The organism is Enterobacter sp. YSU, assembly GCF_016082135.1.
In the GTDB taxonomy this organism is placed as follows: Bacteria; Pseudomonadota; Gammaproteobacteria; order Enterobacterales; family Enterobacteriaceae; genus Enterobacter; species Enterobacter hormaechei_C.
Genome location: NZ_CP059487.1, coordinates 1,659,173 through 1,677,778, shown reverse-complemented (window position 1 = coordinate 1,677,778; position 18,606 = coordinate 1,659,173). Strand labels below are relative to the sequence as shown.

Sequence of the window (18,606 nt, the reverse complement as noted above, 5' to 3'; positions counted from 1 at the left end):
CCTTCCTGTTTATCAGGAGGGAGGCCTTTCTGTACCTGATACATGGACAAATTATGAAAAGAATCATCACCGTACTGATCGTGTCGTCTGTGTCCTGCCCGGTTTTTGCCGGGGCCTATGTCGAAACGCGCGAAGCCTACAACACCGCCTCTGAGCTGCACGAAGTGATCCTGCGTGCGGGCTATAACTTCGATATGGGCGCGGGACTGATGTTCACCAACGCTTATAACGTGGGGAAATGGGACGAACTGAAGCACAGCTATAACGAAATTGAGGGGTGGTATCCACTCTTCAAACCGACCGACAAACTGACCTTCCAGCCCGGCGGCTTGATTAATGACAGCAGCGCAGGATCAGGTGGCGCGGTTTATTTAGATACTAACTATAAATTTACGGACTGGTTTAATCTGACGTTCCGCTATCGCTATAACCATAACAATTACGATACGCCGGACTATAACGGGCAGATGGATAAGAACGACACACATGAATTTGCCAACTACTGGAATTTCAAAGTGACGGATGCGTTTTTCTACACCTTTGAGCCGCACTTTTTCCAGCGGGTGAATGATTACCACAGCAAAAATGGCAAAGACCATCACTGGGAAATTACCAATAAATTCAGCTATAAGATCGACAGAAACTGGCTGCCATATCTTGAGCTACAGTGGCTGGACCGATGGAATGATTATAACCGCGAGCAGTACCGGATCCGTTTAGGGTTGCGGTATTCGTTCTAATAAAAAAAGCCGCTGATCGCTCAGCGGCTTTTTCGTTGCCAGGTGGCGCATGCGCTTACCCGGCCTACGGCATAACCGAATTACTCTTCTTTCGCACCGCGCATTGCACGTTTACGATCGTTCTCGGTCAGGTGACGTTTACGGATACGAATTGACTGAGGCGTCACTTCGACCAGTTCGTCATCATCGATGAATTCCAGAGCCTGCTCCAGCGTCATCTTGATCGGTGGAACCAGAACCGTTGCTTCGTCAGTACCGGACGCACGCATGTTGGTCAGTTTCTTACCGGTCAGGCAGTTTACCGTCAGGTCGTTAGATCGGCTGTGAATACCGATGATCTGGCCTTCGTAAACTTCAGCACCGTGGCCCAGGAACAGCTTACCGCGATCCTGCAAACCGAACAGCGCAAACGCAACCGCTTTACCCTGACCGTTGGAGATCAGCACGCCGTTGTTACGCTGGCCCACTTCGCCCGGACGAACGTCGTCGTAGTGGCTGAAGGTGGAGTACAGCAGACCGGTACCGGAAGTCATGGTCATGAACTCAGAACGGAAGCCGATCAGGCCACGGCTTGGGATCACGTAGTCGAGACGTACGCGGCCTTTGCCATCTGGATTCATGTTTTTCAGGTCGCCTTTACGCTCACCCAGTGCCTGCATCACAGAACCCTGGTGCTGCTCTTCAACGTCCAGCGTTACGTTTTCGAATGGCTCTTGTTTACGGCCATCGATTTCGCGGAAGATAACTTTCGGACGGGAAACCGCCATCTCGAAACCTTCACGACGCATGTTCTCAATCAGAACAGACAGGTGCAGCTCACCACGACCCGAAACGCGGAATGCATCAGCGTCTTCGGTTTCTTCAACGCGCAGCGCAACGTTGTGCACCAGCTCTTTGTTCAGGCGGTCAAGGATCTGACGAGAGGTAACAAACTTACCCTCTTTACCACAGAACGGAGAGGTGTTGACGTTGAAGAACATGGATACGGTTGGTTCATCAACGGACAGGGCTGGCAGCGCTTCGACGTTCTGCGGATCGCAGATGGTGTCGGAGATGTTCAGTTCACCCAGACCGGTGATGGCGATGATGTCGCCCGCTTCAGCGATGTCGCTCTCGATACGCTCAAGACCCAGGTGAGTCAGAACTTTACCGACTTTACCGTTACGGGTTTTGCCTTCGCTATCGATGATAGTGACCTGCTGGTTAGGCTTCACTTTACCGCGCTTGATACGACCAATGCCGATTACGCCAACGTAGTTGTTGTAGTCGAGCTGAGAGATCTGCATTTGCAGGGTGCCTTCCAGGTCAACGTTTGGCGCAGGAACGCGGTCAACAATCGTCTGGTACAGCGGAGTCATGTCTTCCGCCATGTCTTCGTGATCCAGACCGGCGATACCGTTCAGCGCAGACGCATAAACGATAGGGAAGTCCAGCTGTTCGTCGGTCGCGTCGAGGTTAACGAACAGGTCGAAGACCTGGTCAACAACCCAGTCAGGACGCGCGCCAGGACGGTCAACCTTGTTGATCACAACGATAGGTTTCAGGCCGTGGGCAAATGCTTTTTTGGTCACGAAGCGCGTTTGCGGCATAGGGCCATCAAATGCGTCAACCACCAGCAGCACGGAATCCACCATGGACATCACGCGCTCAACTTCACCACCGAAGTCGGCGTGCCCTGGGGTATCAACGATGTTGATACGGTAGTCATTCCATTTGATAGCGGTGTTTTTGGCGAGGATGGTAATCCCACGCTCTTTCTCCAAATCGTTGGAGTCCATCACACGCTCTTGAGTTTCGGCACGAGCATCAAACGTACCGGACTGCTGTAGCAGCTTATCAACCAGGGTAGTTTTACCATGGTCGACGTGCGCGATGATGGCGATATTACGCAATTTTTCGATCACAACTTTGCCTCAGGCATTTAGAAATAGCGCGTTATTGTACACGGATTAATCGCACTACAAAACAGGATCACAAACATCCCCCGCAAACAAGTATTGCAGAGATGCTTTGTGATCGCTTTCACGGAGCGGTAAAAGGGCACTTTAACGTAAATTGCACCAATATGGTGCTCGATGTTCACACAGAAGCACTATAATGGTGCAACAAATCCAATGTGGTGCAGCCCTTCTGCACTATGGTGCGCATGATAACGCCTTTTTGGGGTGTTTTAAAAGTTGGCACAGATTTCGCTTTACAGAAATACAGTAAAAATATGGCAGCCCAGCCGATTTGAAGACCTCGTTACCACGACGACAATGACCAATCTGGAGAGTTAAGTATGTCCGCTGAACACGTTTTGACGATGCTGAACGAACATGAAGTGAAGTTTGTTGATCTGCGCTTCACCGATACCAAAGGTAAAGAACAGCACGTCACGATCCCTGCTCATCAGGTGAACGCCGAATTCTTTGAAGAAGGCAAAATGTTTGACGGCTCCTCCATTGGCGGCTGGAAAGGCATTAACGAATCCGACATGGTTCTGATGCCAGATGCAACCACTGCGCTCATTGACCCGTTCTACGAAGAACCTACGCTGATCATCCGCTGCGATATCCTGGAACCTGGCACGCTGCAAGGCTATGACCGTGACCCACGCTCCATCGCAAAACGCGCTGAAGAGTACCTGCGTTCTACCGGTATCGCAGACACCGTTCTGTTCGGGCCAGAGCCAGAGTTCTTCCTGTTCGATGACATCCGTTTTGGTGCTTCCATTTCTGGTTCCCACGTCGCTATCGATGACATCGAAGGCGCATGGAACTCTTCCACCAAATACGAAGGTGGTAACAAAGGTCACCGTCCGGGCGTGAAAGGCGGTTACTTCCCGGTTCCTCCGGTCGATTCTTCACAGGACATCCGTTCTACCATGTGTCTGATCATGGAAGAGATGGGCCTGGTTGTTGAAGCGCACCACCACGAAGTGGCAACGGCTGGCCAGAACGAAATCGCAACCCGCTTCAACACCATGACCAAAAAAGCGGATGAGATTCAGATCTACAAATACGTTGTGCACAACGTTGCGCACCGTTTCGGTAAAACCGCGACCTTCATGCCAAAACCCATGTTCGGCGACAACGGTTCCGGCATGCACTGCCACATGTCCCTGTCCAAGAACGGCACCAACCTGTTCTCTGGCGACAAATACGCGGGTCTGTCTGAGCAGGCGCTGCACTACATCGGCGGTGTTATCAAACACGCTAAAGCGATCAACGCCCTGGCGAACCCGACCACCAACTCCTACAAGCGTCTGGTCCCAGGCTACGAAGCACCGGTGATGCTGGCGTACTCTGCCCGTAACCGTTCTGCTTCTATCCGTATCCCGGTGGTGGCGTCTCCGAAAGCGCGTCGTATCGAAGTGCGCTTCCCGGACCCGGCGGCTAACCCATACCTGTGCTTCGCAGCACTGCTGATGGCCGGTCTGGACGGTATCAAGAACAAGATCCACCCGGGCGAAGCCATGGACAAAAACCTGTACGACCTGCCGCCAGAAGAAGCGAAAGAGATCCCACAGGTCGCTGGCTCGCTGGAAGAAGCCCTGCAAGCGCTGGACGCAGACCGTGAGTTCCTGACCGCTGGCGGCGTGTTCACCGATGAAGCAATCGACGCTTACATCGCGCTGCGTACCGAAGAAAACGACCGCGTTCGCATGACGCCGCACCCGGTTGAGTTCGAACTGTACTACAGCGTTTAATTGATTTGTTTTACCCGGCGCATACGCGTCGGGAGTAGTTGCCGTGGAAACTTTAGCCCATCTTCGGATGGGCTTTTTTCTCCACCAACAACCTGATCTCACGCGCTTTTTACCTCTAAAACGCTATACTGCACTAAAATAGTGCAACGACTCCAGGAGACTGCTGAATGGCAACTGGCACGCTGCCCGATGCTGGGCAGATCCTCAATTCTTTGATTAACAGTATCTTGCTGGTCGACGACGAGCTGGCGGTGCATTACGCCAACCCGGCGGCGCAGCAGCTGCTCGCTCAAAGCGCCCGTAAACTGTTTGGCACGCCGCTGCCTGAACTGCTGAGCTATTTCTCGCTGAATATTGGTCTGATGCAGGAGAGTTTGCAGGCGGGTCAGGGCTTCACCGATAACGAAGTGACGCTGGTGATTGACGGACGCTCGCATATTTTGTCCCTCACCGCACAGCGCCTGCCAGATGGCATGATTCTGCTGGAAATGGCGCCGATGGATAACCAGCGTCGTCTCAGCCAGGAGCAGCTACAGCATGCTCAGCAGATTGCGGCGCGCGACCTGGTACGCGGGCTGGCTCATGAAATTAAAAACCCGCTGGGCGGCTTACGCGGTGCGGCACAGCTTTTGACCAAAGCGCTGCCTGACCCTGCCCTGGCGGAGTATACCAACGTCATTATCGAGCAGGCGGACCGTCTGCGTAATCTGGTCGATCGCCTGCTCGGGCCGCAGCAGCCGGGGATGCATGTGTCAGAAAGCATTCACAAGGTCGCGGAGCGGGTGGTGAAACTCGTCTCTATGGAGCTGCCGGATAACGTCACGCTGGTGCGTGATTACGACCCAAGCCTGCCGGAGCTGGCGCACGATCCGGACCAGATTGAACAGGTGCTGTTGAACATTGTGCGTAACGCGTTGCAGGCGCTTGGCCCGGAGGGTGGCGAAATTATTCTGCGTACCCGCACCGCGTTCCAGCTGACGCTGCACGGCGTGCGTTATCGTCTGGCGGCACGTATTGATGTGGAAGATAACGGGCCGGGGATCCCGCCGCATCTCCAGGACACCCTGTTCTACCCGATGGTCAGCGGTCGCGAAGGCGGCACCGGGCTGGGGTTATCCATAGCCCGTAATTTGATTGACCAACACTCCGGCAAAATTGAATTTACCAGTTGGCCGGGACATACCGAGTTTTCGGTTTTCCTGCCGATTAAAAAATAAAGGTGACGTTTATGCAACGAGGGATAGTCTGGGTAGTCGATGACGATAGCTCCATCCGTTGGGTGCTTGAACGCGCGCTCACAGGAGCGGGATTAAGCTGCACGACGTTTGAGAGCGGTAGCGAAGTGCTCGACGCACTCACCACCAAAACGCCGGACGTTCTGCTCTCGGATATTCGCATGCCGGGCATGGACGGACTGGCGCTCTTAAAGCAGATCAAACAGCGCCACCCCATGCTTCCGGTCATCATAATGACCGCCCACTCCGACCTAGATGCCGCCGTTAGCGCCTACCAGCAGGGGGCGTTTGATTACCTGCCAAAACCGTTTGATATCGACGAAGCCGTTGCCCTGGTCGAACGCGCCATCAGCCACTATCAGGAGCAACAGCAGCCCCGCCACGCGCCGGATTTCGGGCCTACGACGGACATCATCGGTGAAGCGCCAGCCATGCAGGACGTGTTTCGCATCATCGGGCGTCTGTCGCGCTCGTCTATCAGCGTCTTGATTAACGGTGAATCAGGGACCGGTAAAGAGCTGGTTGCGCACGCCCTGCATCGCCACAGCCCGCGGGCGAAAGCGCCTTTCATCGCCCTGAACATGGCGGCGATCCCCAAAGATTTGATTGAATCTGAGCTGTTCGGCCACGAAAAAGGGGCGTTTACCGGGGCAAATACCATTCGTCAGGGACGCTTTGAACAGGCTGACGGCGGAACGCTATTCCTGGATGAAATCGGCGATATGCCGCTGGATGTTCAGACCCGACTGCTGCGCGTGCTGGCAGATGGCCAGTTTTACCGCGTGGGCGGCTATGCGCCGGTGAAGGTGGACGTGCGTATTATTGCCGCGACGCATCAGAACCTGGAGCTGCGCGTGCAGGAGGGGAAATTCCGTGAGGATTTATTCCATCGTCTGAACGTGATCCGCGTCCACCTCCCGCCGCTGCGCGAGCGTCGTGAAGATATCCCGCGTCTGGCGCGCCATTTCCTGCAAGTGGCGGCCCGCGAGCTGGGCGTGGAAGCCAAGCAGCTTCATCCGGAAACGGATGCCGCCCTCACCCGTCTGGCGTGGCCGGGCAACGTGCGTCAGCTGGAAAACACCTGTCGCTGGCTGACCGTGATGGCCGCCGGACAGGAAGTGTTGATTCAGGATCTCCCCGCCGAGCTGTTTGAAGCCACCGTGCCCGAAAGCACCGCCGGACATGCGCTGCCGGACAGCTGGGCGACGCTGCTGGCGCAGTGGGCAGATCGCGCGCTGCGTTCCGGTCATCAAAATCTGCTCTCCGAAGCGCAGCCTGAGATGGAGCGCACGCTGTTGACTACCGCGCTTCGTCATACCCAGGGCCACAAACAGGAAGCGGCTCGCCTGTTGGGATGGGGTCGAAACACCCTGACGCGCAAGCTGAAAGAGCTGGGAATGGAGTGATCTTACTCCGCTGTGTAAAGGTTACTAATTGAGCGCAAAGTGCCGTTATTTTGCGCTTTACTGTTCCGATGAGTTTTGTATGATCGTGCCCGGAAACAGGGGGGAGCATCATGCTGGAATCATTAGTGACTTTGCTTTCGAGCGGAGCAGCAGAAAGCCACACGCCACAAACTGCCGTTGCGGCGGTATTGTGTGCGGCACTGGTTGGGCTGTTTAGCTAACGAGCTGTCGATGAAAAGCCGGGTGGCGCTTCGCTTACCCGGCCTACATCTCGCACTTAAGTAGGCCGGGTAAGGCAAAGCCGCCACCCGGCATTACAGCTCAAATCACCCGCGAGAACTGCTGGAAACGCGCCTTCTGACGCAGATAGGCATCGAAGCACATGCAGATATTACGAATCAACAGACGTCCTTTCGGCGTGACGACAACCGCACTCTCCGACACATCCACCAGCCCGTCTTTCGCCAGCGGCGCCAGAAGCTTCAGGTCTTCGGCAAAGTAATCGCTGAATTGCAGATCCCATTGCGACTCCACCTCGCGAAATTCGAGACGGAAGTTGCAGATAAGCGCCTTAATTACGTCCCGACGGATGCAGTCGTCGCGCGTTAGCGCAATGCCGCGCCACAGCGCGTTGCCGGTTTCGTCTATCTGCTGATAGTACAGCTTCAGCTCTTTCTGATTCTGGGCGTAGCAGTCGCCAATCATGCTGATGGCGGAGACGCCCATTCCGAGCAGATCGGTATCGCCCTGGGTGGTGTAGCCCTGGAAGTTACGGTGGAGAACACCTTCGCGCTGGGCAATCGCCAGTTCATCGTCAGGGCGGGCAAAGTGATCCATTCCGATAAACTGATAGCCGGTTTCGGTCAGCGAGGCGATGGTCTCCTGCAATATGTCCAGCTTCTGCTGGGCGGAAGGCAGATCCGCATCTTTGATTTTGCGCTGAGCGGCGAACAGCGTCGGCAGGTGCGCATAGTTAAAGACGCTCAGACGGTCCGGGTTAAGCTCAGCCACGCGTTTAAGCGTGTAGGCGAAGCTCTCCGGCGTCTGCTTCGGCAGGCCGTAAATCAGGTCTATATTCGTTGAGGTAAAGCCGATTTCACGCGCATGGTTGAGTAAGGCAAAGATAAACGCTTCGTCCTGCTCGCGGTTTACCAGGCGCTGTACTTCTTTGTTGAAGTCCTGTACGCCCATACTCAGGCGGTTGAAACCTTCGGCGCGTAAATGATCCAGCACATCCAGCTCGATTTCACGCGGATCGACCTCGATCGAAATTTCGGCGTCGTCGTTAAAACTAAAATTGCCGCGCAGCAGCGCCATCAGGCGGCTGATCTGCGCTTTATTCAGATAGGTTGGCGTACCACCGCCCCAGTGAAGCTGGCTGACGTGACGCCCTTTAAACAGCGGTGCGCGGTGCAGAATTTCCTGTTCGAGCGCATCGAGGTATTGATCGGCTTTGTGCTGCTGGCGGGTAACGATTTTATTGCAGCCGCAGAAGTAGCAGAGCTTATGGCAGAACGGAATATGGACGTAGAGCGACAGCGGGCGCTCGGGATAGCGCGCCACAGCTTGCTGAAAATCCGCCTCGCCGAAAGCGTCAGAAAACTCCAGCGCGGTGGGGTATGAGGTATAACGCGGCCCGGAATAGTTATATTTCTGGATCAGGGCCAAATCCCAGTCGATAGATGGTACAGACATGCTCACTCCTTCCGTTGGTGTCGCGTTCGTATACGGCGGCCCCTTCTGGTCCCGTTGCGGGACATCATTCGGGTGCGCAGCCACTTCTGTCGCCGCGACAACCGCCGTAGTTTAACGAATAACCACACCAGATAACATATAACCGGAAGGGTTATAAGCAGGACGAGTGTACCTGCCGGGTGCAAATGTTAGTTTCCACCTTTCAGCAGACGCATCATATCTTCCTGCTTTTCGTCTTCCTCTTCGTCTTCTTCATCATCGTAGGACAGACCCAGCTTCTGCATCAGTTCATCAATGCGGTCCAGTTTGGCGTCCACCCAGGACTGCTCTTCAGCGGTCAGGGTTTCACCCTCTTCAAGACGTTCCAGCAGCGCATCCAGGCGCTCATCGTTCTCCAGCATATCCAGCTCAGCCTGCGGTGAAAGCATAGGTTTCTCGCTCTTTGGTTTGTGCTGCTTAGTGACCGGCGTGTCTGTCACGCCCAGAGGAATGGGAGTTTTACTGCCGATACGAGGATCTTTCTGCTGTTTGCCTTTTGCAGAAGCGCCTGCGGCACCGCCACCGTTAGCACGGCTACCCGCAGCATGGCCACGATGTTTTTTATCGCGTTTGCGATCGCGCGCTTCCTGATTCAGTTCTTCGCGCGTTTTGCGGCGTGCTTTTGCAGGGCGTTTCACGCCCGCAGCGGAGGTCGGTTTTTTCATGATGTTTTATCTTTAAGTCGTTTTCTTCAGTATAGAATTGCGGCGAAATCTAGCAGAAAGCAAGCAAAGAAAAAAGGCGACAGAGCAATCTGTCGCCTTTTTTCCTGACTCACAACCCTTAACGGGTCAGACATTCCCTGTTTGCCTGCAACAAACCCTGTTTATCCCTTGGCTACTACCGTCCGTGATACGGTTCCGTTTCCTGTTAAAAACGCCTCCAGGCGCCGGTCGTCCTGACAATCCTGAGTCTTCGCCTCCTGGCGCTCCTGACCCTTATCCTTAAGTCGTTATCCTGTTGGCATCCTCGCCCTGGCACACACTTTACCTTGTTCCCTTAAACTAACAAGCTATGAAAAGGTACAAAACCGGATTTTCAGATAATTACTCATTAATAACTCTTTGAATTTTAATATTTTGAGTTTTTTAGCGCCTGCGATTTCTCTTAAATTTCTCATACGCTTAAGAGCAGATCTCTTACATTCCGTAGGGCTTTCACTTACATGTCAATGACGAAGGGAAAAGCCTTTTGCCCGCATTCAGGTATAATCCCCGCAGATTACGATTTTTGGAGACGACCACGTGACTACCTGGAACTACCAACAGACGCATTTTGTCACCAGTGCGCCCGATATTCGCCACCTGCCCTCAGACACAGGGATTGAAGTGGCATTTGCTGGCCGCTCCAATGCGGGAAAATCCAGTGCCTTGAATACGCTCACCAATCAGAAAAACCTGGCGCGTACCTCGAAAACACCTGGCCGTACTCAGCTGATTAACCTGTTTGAAGTGGCTGAAGGCAAACGCCTGGTCGATTTACCGGGCTACGGTTACGCGCAGGTACCGGAAGAGATGAAGATCAAATGGCAGCGTGCGCTGGGCGAATACCTGGAAAAACGCATGTGTCTGAAAGGTCTGGTGGTGCTAATGGATATTCGTCATCCGCTAAAAGATCTCGACCAGCAGATGATTGACTGGGCGGTGGCAAGCGATATTGCGGTGCTGGTGCTGCTGACAAAAGCGGATAAGCTGGCAAGCGGCGCGCGCAAGGCGCAGGTGAACAAGGTTCGTGAAGCGGTGCTGGCATTCAACGGTGATGTACAGGTTGAACCGTTCTCCTCGCTGAAAAAGCAGGGCGTGGATAAACTGCGACAGAAGCTCGACAGCTGGTTTAACGATCTGGAACCGGCGACTGAAGCGGAAGCAGAGTAACAACAGGCGCGGCGATGACCGCGCTTTTTTTTGCCAGAAACTTTCTTTGCCGCAATAAAAAACGCCCCAGTCATTACTGACTGGGGCGGCTAAAATATTCAGCCAAATCCGATTACGTGAAGTAAAAGGTCTGAAAGATAGAACATCTTACCTCTGTACCCTACGTCGTTAACTCTACTCTTTTTTTATCGCTGGACAAAGCACTTTTTGTAGTTTTTTTTCATTCTTTACATAGGGAATTCTAATGATCGTCACAAAACGCGCGTACTTATGTTGCTTACTTACATAAAACGCGCGTTATTCCGTTAACCCTTAGTGAGCCTGATCCCAGTTTTCGCCGCTACCCACTTCCACCAGCAACGGAACGTCCAGCTTCATGCTGTTTTCCATCAGTTCATGGATCTTCTGAGAGACCGTATCCAGATCGTCTTTATGAACTTCAAAGACCAGTTCATCGTGTACCTGCATGATCATTTTCACGCGCGGCTTCTCTTTTTCGAGCCAGGCATCGACAGCGATCATTGCGCGTTTAATGATGTCCGCCGCAGTGCCCTGCATGGGGGCGTTGATCGCAGCACGTTCAGCACCAGCCCGGCGCGCGGCGTTGCTGGATTTGATATCCGGAAGGTAGAGACGACGGCCATCCAGCGTTTCAACGTAGCCTTTCTCTTTCGCCTGCGCGCGGGTACGTTCCATATATTCCAGTACGCCCGGATACCGCTCGAAGTAGAGATCCATATACTTCTGCGACTCTTTACGCGGGATATTGAGCTGGCGTGAAAGACCAAAGGCACTCATGCCGTAAATCAGACCGAAGTTGATCGCTTTTGCACTACGACGCTGCTCGTTTGTCACGCTCTCCAGCGCCAGCCCAAACACTTCGGCAGCGGTTGCCCGGTGGATGTCCTTCCCTTCGGCAAAGGCCGTCAGCAGGCCTTTGTCGCGTGACAGATGCGCCATAATACGCAGTTCGATTTGCGAGTAGTCCGCGGAGACAATCAGATAATCCTCTGGCGCAATGAAAGCCTGGCGAATACGGCGGCCCTCTTCATTACGCACCGGAATGTTCTGAAGGTTAGGATCGGTTGACGAAAGTCGCCCGGTCGCCGCCACAGCCTGGTGATAGGAGGTGTGCACGCGGCCCGTTTTCGGGTTGATCATCAACGGCAGTTTGTCGGTATAGGTCGATTTCAGCTTAGCCAGACCACGGTATTGCAGAATAACTTTTGGCAGCGGATAGTCCAGCGCCAGCTCTTCCAGCACCTCTTCAGACGTTGAAGGGGCGCCACCCGGGGTTTTCTTCAGCGGCTTGATACCCTGTTTTTCAAACAGGATGGTTTGCAGCTGTTTCGGTGAAGACAGGTTAAATGCCTCGCCAGCAAGCTCATGCGCTTTCTGTTCAAGCTCGGTCAGGCGCTGCGCCAGCTCACCAGAGTGGTTATGCAGCACCGTTGGGTCGATTTTAACGCCATTGCGCTCAATGCGGGACAGCACAGGCACCAGCGGCATCTCAATGTTCTGGAACACATTCAGCGGCCCTTCGTGCTTCTGCAATTTCGGCCACATTTTGAGATGCAGCTGTAGCGTGACGTCAGCGTCTTCCGCGGCGTAGCGGCCTGCTTCTTCCAGCGCGATCTGGTTAAAGGTCAGCTGATTTTTGCCCTTACCGGCAATTTCTTCAAAGGTGATGGTTTTGTGTTTCAGCCAACGATCGGATAAGGAATCCATATCATGGCGGCCCGCCACGCTGTCCAGAATGTAAGATTCCAGCATGGTGTCAAAAGCGATACCACGCAGCTCAATGCCGTAGTTTTGCAGAATACCGCGGTCGTACTTCAGGTTTTGCCCAACCTTCAGCACTTTCTCGTCTTCCAGAATCGGCTTCAGCAGTTCTAAGGCGCGCTCGCGGGAGATTTGCTCCGGCGCATCCAGATAGTCGTGAGCCACCGGAACATAGGCTGCAATACCCGGCTCCGTTGCGAATGACAGGCCCACCATATTAGCCGTAATGTTATCAAGGCTGTCCGTTTCGGTATCGAAAGCAAATACTGGCGCTTTTTTCAGCTTTTCAATCCAGGCGATGAGCCGTGACTCTTCAAGGATGGTTTCATAGTTGTCGAAGGAGAGCGCTGCCGCCTCTTCTTCTGCCTGCTCTTCGGCATTGACAACGATGGTCTCTTTCGGCTTCGCCGCAGGTTTAGCCCCTTTCGCCTGAAGCCATTTCCCGGCTTCAACATCCGCGGTCCAGCGTTTAAATTCGTATTTTCTGAACAGGCCAAGCAGTTCGTCGGCGGCGGGTTCCTGCACTTCCAGCTGCTCGCAGGTAAGCTCCAGCTCTACGTCAGTTTTGATGGTGGCCAACTGATAGGAGAGATAAGCCACCTCTTTGTTATCGGCGAGCTTTCCGGCCATGGTTTTTGCGCCACGGAAGGTAAGACCGGCAATTTTGTCGGGTTCTGCATACAGCGTATCCAGCCCGCCCAGCCCTTGCAGCAGCGCCTGAGCTGTTTTTTCGCCTACGCCCGGTACGCCAGGAATGTTATCCGAGGAATCGCCCATCAGGGCGAGGAAATCAATAATGAGCTCTGGCGGCACGCCATATTTGGCGACCACTTCTTCCGGGCCAAGAATGGTGTTTGTCATGGTGTTGATCAGCGTGATCCCGGGCGTTACCAGCTGCGCCATGTCTTTATCACCGGTACTGATCAGAACCGGGCGGCCTGCTTTTTCCGCTTCGCGCGCCAGGGTACCAATTACGTCATCAGCTTCAACGCCTGAGACCGCCAGCAGTGGCAGCCCCATCGCTTTCACCATAGCGTGCAACGGTTCAATTTGCGCACGCAGATCGTCAGGCATAGGGGGACGGTGAGATTTGTAATGCTCAAATAATTCATCGCGGAAGGTTTTACCCTTTGCATCAAACACCACGGCCGCATGGGTTGGGTGGTATTGCAGAATCAGGCTGCGAAGCATATTCAGCACGCCGTACATTGCGCCGGTAGGTTCCCCTGCGCTGTTGGTCAGAGGAGGAAACGCATGATACGCCCGATACAGGTAAGAAGAGCCATCGACGAGTATAAGTGGGTTTTCTGGGATCTGAACCATAATGTCCGTGCCTTTTATGAATTTATGGGTAAAGGATGCCACAGAAGGATGAAAACATCAGGTTTTAGCGCTTTATACAGAAAAAGATTTTGCGATCGGGAAGATCGCTCGCAAAACAAAACTGTGGATAAGTTTGTGCATATTTTTAATACAGGTGAATAACAGCTTTATAAAAGTGATACTGAAAACTTATTTATCTAATAAAATCAAAGCATTGCTATAAGATCACTTAAGATCGCGCTTCACTGATGTTTATTTAGTCTATGTGGATATAAGACTTAAGCACTCTGTCTATATGCAAAAATTCGCTGCCTGGCAGGAAAAGCCGCAGCCTCCTGGTGTGAAACCGCCCTGGTCTGAGCGAATTTCTGATAAGATCGGCGCCCAGCACCGGATAGCCGGCTGCTCAATTACAGCTAACTATCTGAATAAATTCATTATGTCGAGAATACTCGCAGCGATAACATTATGGTTAAGCGTCATTTTAACTATTCTGGTTACCATCGCCTGTTCTGTGCCAATCATCGTTGCCGGAATAATTAAACTTCTGCTGCCTGTCCCTCCGGTATGGCGCGCGGTGTCTGCTTTTTGTAATTTTATGATGTACTGCTGGTGTGAAGGGCTGGCGATCCTGCTGCATCTGAACCCCTGGCTGAAGTGGGATGTTCAGGGGCTGGAGAAGCTGAACAAAAAGAACTGGTATCTGCTGATCTGCAATCACCACAGCTGGGCCGACATCGTTGTATTGTGCGTACTGTTTCGCAAACACATTCCGATGAACAAATACTTTCTGAAACAGCAGCTGGCCTGGGTGCCTTTCATTGGACTGGCCTGCTGGGCGCTGGATATGCCGTTTATGAAACGCTATTCACGCAGCTATTTAATTCGTCATCCGGAACGCCGCGGTAAGGACGTGGAAACCACGCGCCGTTCTTGCGAGAAGTTTCGCGCGCATCCCACCACCATTGTTAACTTCGTCGAAGGATCACGCTTTACCGAAGAGAAGCGCCAGCAGACTCGTTCTCCTTATCAGAACCTGTTGCCGCCAAAGGCTGCGGGCATCGCAATGGCGCTCAACGTGCTGGGTGAGCAGTTCGATAAATTGTTGAACGTAACGCTCTGCTATCCGGAAAATGACAGGACGCCGTTCTACGATATGCTCAGCGGCAGGCTGACGCGTATCGTTGTCCGCGTTGATCTGATGCCCGTCAGCACTGAACTGCACGGGGATTATGTCAACGATAAAAACTTCAAACGTCGTTTCCAGCTTTGGCTTAATACACTCTGGAAAGAGAAAGACGAGCAGATAGCTAAGATTAAATCTTCATACAAAAACGCCGGTCAGTGACCGGCGTTTTTCTTTATGTTTGTTACTTTTTCTCAACTAGGTATTTCACGGTATCAGCGTACTGTTGTACGAAGATATCCATGCTGGTCGTGTCCATACCACGCATATTCACCTGGTATTTGCCGTTAACATACATCGCCGGCACGCCCTGCAACTGGAAGTCAGCGGCAGCTTTTTCCTGCTGTGCCACGAGAGATTTCACCACGAAACTGTTCCACGCAGCGTCGTAGTCTTCACCTTTAACACCGGCATCCACGAACACTTTACGAATATCTGCCGTAGTTTGTACGGTCTGGGTTTTCTGTACGGCTTCAAACAGAGGCGCGGTGATCTTATCTTCCACACCCAGCGCAATCGCGACCGCCCATGCCTGAGTCAGATCTTTACCCAGTGGGCCAAGGAACTCAACGTGGTATTTCGTCATTTTGGTGCCTTCCGGCAGCTTTTTCTTCACGTTGTCAGAAACATGAAGTACCTGCTCAAACTCGTAGCAGTGCGGGCAGTAGAAGGAGAAGAACTCCAACACCTGAGGCTCGCCAGCAACAGGCTTGTCCAGCGTAATGTACTGCTTGCCGTCGGTAAACTGCGCAGCAGTTGCGCTAAATGCCAGAATCATACCAGCCAGCGCCAGCCAAATTTTTTTCATGATTAACTCTCTCCTGGGTGTGTCCAATTAATACATCGGCGTTAATTGCAAAGGGGGTTCCTGTAGAACCTTAACCTGCGCGGTAAATGTGGATATCTGGTTGCGCCAGTAATCCTCCCCGGTAAGCCAGGGGAAATTTCGGGGAAAAGCCGGGTCTTCCCAACGCCTGATTAACCACGCGAGATAATAAACAAATCGCATCGCACGTAAAGGTTCTATCAAGGCAATTTCGTCTGAATTAAAGGGGCTAAATTCTTCATAAGCTTCAATTATGGTCTCAAGCTGCATGCGCTGCTCGGCTTTATCACCGTTGAGCAGCATCCACAGATCCTGCACCGCGGGTCCCATACGTGCGTCATCAAGATCGACAAATAGTGGGCCATCGCGCCAGAGAATATTCCCGGCGTGGCAGTCACCGTGCAGGCGCAGAGTAGTAATATCATCCCGCCAGCAGGCTTTTACAGCATCAATAAGCTTATCGGTCGCCGTGAGGAAATTATCCTTTAGCGCATTCGGGATCAGCGCCGATGTTTCGAATACCTGTCGCGGCTCAATAAGATATTCCTGAACACCAATCGTCGGACGGGCAACAAACGGTTTTTTACGTCCCGTCTGATGAATGCGCCCCAGATAGCGGGCAACCCATTCCATCTGATCGATATTATCTGCCTCAAACTGTCTTCCGCCCAGGCTCGGAAATACCGCGTAGTAAAAGCCCTGATGGGTCAGCAGCGTTTGGTTATTGAATTTAATGGGTGCCGCAACGGGAACATCGTCATCCAGCAGATCGTGGGCAAACTGATGCTCTTCCTGAATTTGTTCTGCGGACCAGCGCTGTGGACGGTAAAACTTTACGACAAAGCGCTGGCGCTCTTCGTCCTGAAATTGGTAGACACGGTTTTCGTAGCTGTTTAAAGGGGTTAACCCGGAATCCACCCGAATACCCTGTTCGAACAGCGCATCCATAATGGTATCCGGGTGTAGTGTCTGGAAAGTAAAAGCCTGGTCGTTCATCCGATCATCCGGAAATTATACGAATGATTCAGGATATCATCTTGTGGCGATTTCGGTGGCTCCGCTTACAAGCTTTTACTCTTTAATTACGCCTCGGGCACGCAGTAATGCGGTTTTAAAATCCTCTTCATAATCTTTCTGAATGCCAGGAATAACAGCATCTTTAGCCGAGTCACGCATTTTCAGGTGGTAGATCAGGATGTCGTCAGAAAGGTCTGCCAGTTCGCCATCAAAACCTGACTCTTTCGCCAGTTTCTGTAAAAATTGCATCAGATTCAGCTCTGGCTCTTTTTGCCAGGCCGGCTGGAGAAGCTCAATGACTTCATTAAGACGTTTACATTTCATGGTAGTGCTCCTTTCATTTAGAGAGACACGTTAGCAGGGTCAATCCCACAATAAAAGAGGCGATATTCGTGAATCAATGCCAGGAAATCATCGGAGTTGTTCTGGCCGGGGGCAGGGCAACGCGTATGGGCGGAAAGGATAAGGGGCTTCAGCTCCTGAATAACACACCATTATGGCAGCATGTTGCTGATACGCTTGCAGATCAGGTGTCCTCGATGGCGATCAGCGCTAACCGACATGTTGATATTTATCAGCGCAGCGGGTATCCGGTTTATCAGGATAACCTGGTGGACTACCCCGGTCCGCTGGCGGGAATGCTTTCCGTTATGCAGCAGTCGCATGGAGAGTGGTTTCTCTTTTGTTCCTGTGATACGCCCTTCATCCCGTCCTGCCTGGTTGAACGTCTGGTGCAGCGGCGCGGTGGTGCTCCCGTCGTCTGGGTACACGACGGTGAACGCGACCATCCAACGATCGCATTGATTAATCGCTCGTTAATATCCGCGCTGGAAGATTACCTGGCCGCAGGAGAGCGGCGCGTCATGGTATTTATGCGTCAGTCCGGAGGGCATTCCGTTGATTTCAGCGACATGAAATCGGCGTTTGTGAATGTAAACACGACGGAAGATTTGCAGATAATGCAGGAGAAGAAATGATACCCGTATTAGCGATCTCTGCCTGGAGTGGCACCGGGAAGACTACGCTGCTAAAAAAAGTAATACCTGCACTTTGCGCCAAAGGCATTCGTCCCGGATTGATTAAGCATACGCACCATAACATGGATGTCGATAAGCCGGGGAAAGATAGCTATGAGCTGCGTAAGGCTGGCGCTGCACAAACGATGGTGGCGAGTAACCAGCGCTGGGCGTTAATGACAGAAACACCGGATGAAGCACCGCTGGATCTCGTTTATCTTGTCAGCCGGATGGATCACTCCACGCTGGATCTGGTGCTGGTTGAGGGGTTTAAGCATGAGGCCGTGCCTAAGATCTTGCTGTTCAGAAACGGCGCCGGGCATGATGTTAGCGAACTAATGCTGGATGAGCATGTGATTGCCGTGGCCAGTGACGTTGCGTTGTCGCTGGAAGTACCGGTTCTGGATTTGAATAATGTGGAGGGGATTGCAGCGTTTATTTTGGCGTGGTGTGCAGTCTGAGATCTGCCGGGTGGCGGCTTCGCCTTGCCCGGCCTGCCGTTTTTCGACGTACAAACGCAAAAAGGCCATCCTTCCGGATGGCCTCTTCACTTGTTTGATGCCTGGCAGTTCCCTACTCTCACATGGGGAGACCCCACACTACCATCGGCGCTACGGCGTTTCACTTCTGAGTTCGGCATGGGGTCAGGTGGGACCACCGCGCTACAGCCGCCAGGCAAATTCTGTTAATCTGTATCAGGCTGAAAATTTCGTCTCTTCGCCAAAACACCTTCGGCGTTGTAAGGTTAAGCCTCACGGTTCATTAGTATCGGTTAG

Annotated in this window: 16 protein-coding genes and 1 rRNA gene; 9 read left to right on the top strand and 8 right to left on the bottom strand. The window is 52.8% G+C overall.

The genetic code is table 11. From position 1 onward, the window contains the following. Window positions 1-53 precede the first annotated feature (53 nt). Entirely contained in the window at window positions 54-740 is a 687-nt protein-coding gene (gene ompL / locus H2Z33_RS08120; protein WP_003861929.1) for a porin OmpL, read from the top strand. An 80-nt stretch (window positions 741-820) separates the two neighbouring features. Here ompL and typA read toward each other — a convergent pair whose 3' ends face one another. Then, window positions 821-2,644: a ribosome-dependent GTPase TypA gene (gene typA, locus H2Z33_RS08115; RefSeq protein WP_006808726.1), complete on the bottom strand. Its 1,824-nt coding sequence runs from the start codon at window positions 2,642-2,644 to the stop codon at window positions 821-823. A 377-nt stretch (window positions 2,645-3,021) separates the two neighbouring features. Between typA and glnA the strand changes: the two genes are divergently transcribed. The 4 genes from glnA (at window position 3,022) to H2Z33_RS08095 (ending at window position 7,293) form a co-directional block, all read left to right on the top strand. After that, entirely contained in the window at window positions 3,022-4,431 is a 1,410-nt protein-coding gene (gene glnA, locus H2Z33_RS08110) for a glutamate--ammonia ligase (protein WP_003861925.1), read from the top strand. 167 nt (window positions 4,432-4,598) lie between these two features. Then, complete coding sequence (gene glnL / locus H2Z33_RS08105; protein ID WP_003861923.1) at window positions 4,599-5,648, top strand: nitrogen regulation protein NR(II); 1,050 nt, start codon at window positions 4,599-4,601, stop codon at window positions 5,646-5,648. An 11-nt stretch (window positions 5,649-5,659) separates the two neighbouring features. Next, window positions 5,660-7,072 carry a nitrogen regulation protein NR(I) gene (glnG, locus tag H2Z33_RS08100; RefSeq protein ID WP_003861919.1) on the top strand — a complete coding sequence of 471 codons (1,413 nt, stop codon included), beginning with the start codon at window positions 5,660-5,662 and terminating at the stop codon, window positions 7,070-7,072. Between the two features lie 110 nt (window positions 7,073-7,182). After that, window positions 7,183-7,293 carry a YshB family small membrane protein gene (locus H2Z33_RS08095; RefSeq protein WP_017382667.1) on the top strand — a complete coding sequence of 37 codons (111 nt, stop codon included), beginning with the start codon at window positions 7,183-7,185 and terminating at the stop codon, window positions 7,291-7,293. Window positions 7,294-7,393: 100 nt separating this feature from the next. Here the strand turns inward: H2Z33_RS08095 and hemN are convergent, their stop codons facing one another. Together hemN and yihI are read right to left on the bottom strand one after the other, a co-directional pair. Then, window positions 7,394-8,767 carry an oxygen-independent coproporphyrinogen III oxidase gene (hemN, locus tag H2Z33_RS08090; RefSeq protein ID WP_032672240.1) on the bottom strand — a complete coding sequence of 458 codons (1,374 nt, stop codon included), beginning with the start codon at window positions 8,765-8,767 and terminating at the stop codon, window positions 7,394-7,396. Between the two features lie 188 nt (window positions 8,768-8,955). Continuing rightward, a complete protein-coding gene (gene yihI / locus H2Z33_RS08085; protein ID WP_015569898.1) occupies window positions 8,956-9,471 on the bottom strand; it encodes a Der GTPase-activating protein YihI in 516 nt (171 codons plus the stop codon). A gap of 579 nt (window positions 9,472-10,050) precedes the next feature. Between yihI and yihA the strand changes: the two genes are divergently transcribed. Then, window positions 10,051-10,680: a ribosome biogenesis GTP-binding protein YihA/YsxC gene (yihA, locus tag H2Z33_RS08080; RefSeq protein WP_003861913.1), complete on the top strand. Its 630-nt coding sequence runs from the start codon at window positions 10,051-10,053 to the stop codon at window positions 10,678-10,680. A 312-nt stretch (window positions 10,681-10,992) separates the two neighbouring features. Here the strand turns inward: yihA and polA are convergent, their stop codons facing one another. Continuing rightward, window positions 10,993-13,785, bottom strand: a complete 2,793-nt coding sequence (gene polA / locus H2Z33_RS08075; protein WP_063135499.1) for a DNA polymerase I — start codon at window positions 13,783-13,785, stop codon at window positions 10,993-10,995. 439 nt (window positions 13,786-14,224) lie between these two features. On the opposite strand from polA, the gene H2Z33_RS08070 reads away from it, so the two are divergent. Then, a complete protein-coding gene (locus H2Z33_RS08070) occupies window positions 14,225-15,133 on the top strand; it encodes an acyltransferase (RefSeq protein ID WP_026094355.1) in 909 nt (302 codons plus the stop codon). Between the two features lie 22 nt (window positions 15,134-15,155). Here H2Z33_RS08070 and dsbA read toward each other — a convergent pair whose 3' ends face one another. The 3 genes from dsbA to H2Z33_RS08055 form a co-directional block, all read right to left on the bottom strand. After that, window positions 15,156-15,779 (bottom strand): thiol:disulfide interchange protein DsbA, encoded by a 624-nt coding sequence (gene dsbA, locus H2Z33_RS08065; protein ID WP_015569896.1) that lies wholly within the window; start codon window positions 15,777-15,779, stop codon window positions 15,156-15,158. Between the two features lie 27 nt (window positions 15,780-15,806). Then, the gene (locus H2Z33_RS08060) at window positions 15,807-16,793 is read right to left on the bottom strand and encodes a serine/threonine protein kinase (protein WP_023295647.1); all 987 of its coding nucleotides are present in this window, start codon (window positions 16,791-16,793) and stop codon (window positions 15,807-15,809) included. A gap of 75 nt (window positions 16,794-16,868) precedes the next feature. Beyond that, complete coding sequence (locus tag H2Z33_RS08055; protein WP_003861904.1) at window positions 16,869-17,138, bottom strand: YihD family protein; 270 nt, start codon at window positions 17,136-17,138, stop codon at window positions 16,869-16,871. A gap of 68 nt (window positions 17,139-17,206) precedes the next feature. Between H2Z33_RS08055 and mobA the strand changes: the two genes are divergently transcribed. Both mobA and mobB read left to right on the top strand, forming a co-directional pair. After that, window positions 17,207-17,791 (top strand): molybdenum cofactor guanylyltransferase MobA, encoded by a 585-nt coding sequence (gene mobA, locus H2Z33_RS08050; RefSeq protein WP_017694040.1) that lies wholly within the window; start codon window positions 17,207-17,209, stop codon window positions 17,789-17,791. Continuing rightward, window positions 17,788-18,291: a molybdopterin-guanine dinucleotide biosynthesis protein MobB gene (gene mobB / locus H2Z33_RS08045; protein ID WP_063135498.1), complete on the top strand. Its 504-nt coding sequence runs from the start codon at window positions 17,788-17,790 to the stop codon at window positions 18,289-18,291. Before mobA ends, mobB begins: the two co-directional genes overlap by 4 nt. Window positions 18,292-18,390: 99 nt before the next feature. On the opposite strand, the gene rrf is transcribed toward mobB, so the two are convergent. Further along, a 5S ribosomal RNA gene (gene rrf, locus H2Z33_RS08040) occupies window positions 18,391-18,506 on the bottom strand. Between the last annotated feature and the right edge of the window lie 100 nt (window positions 18,507-18,606).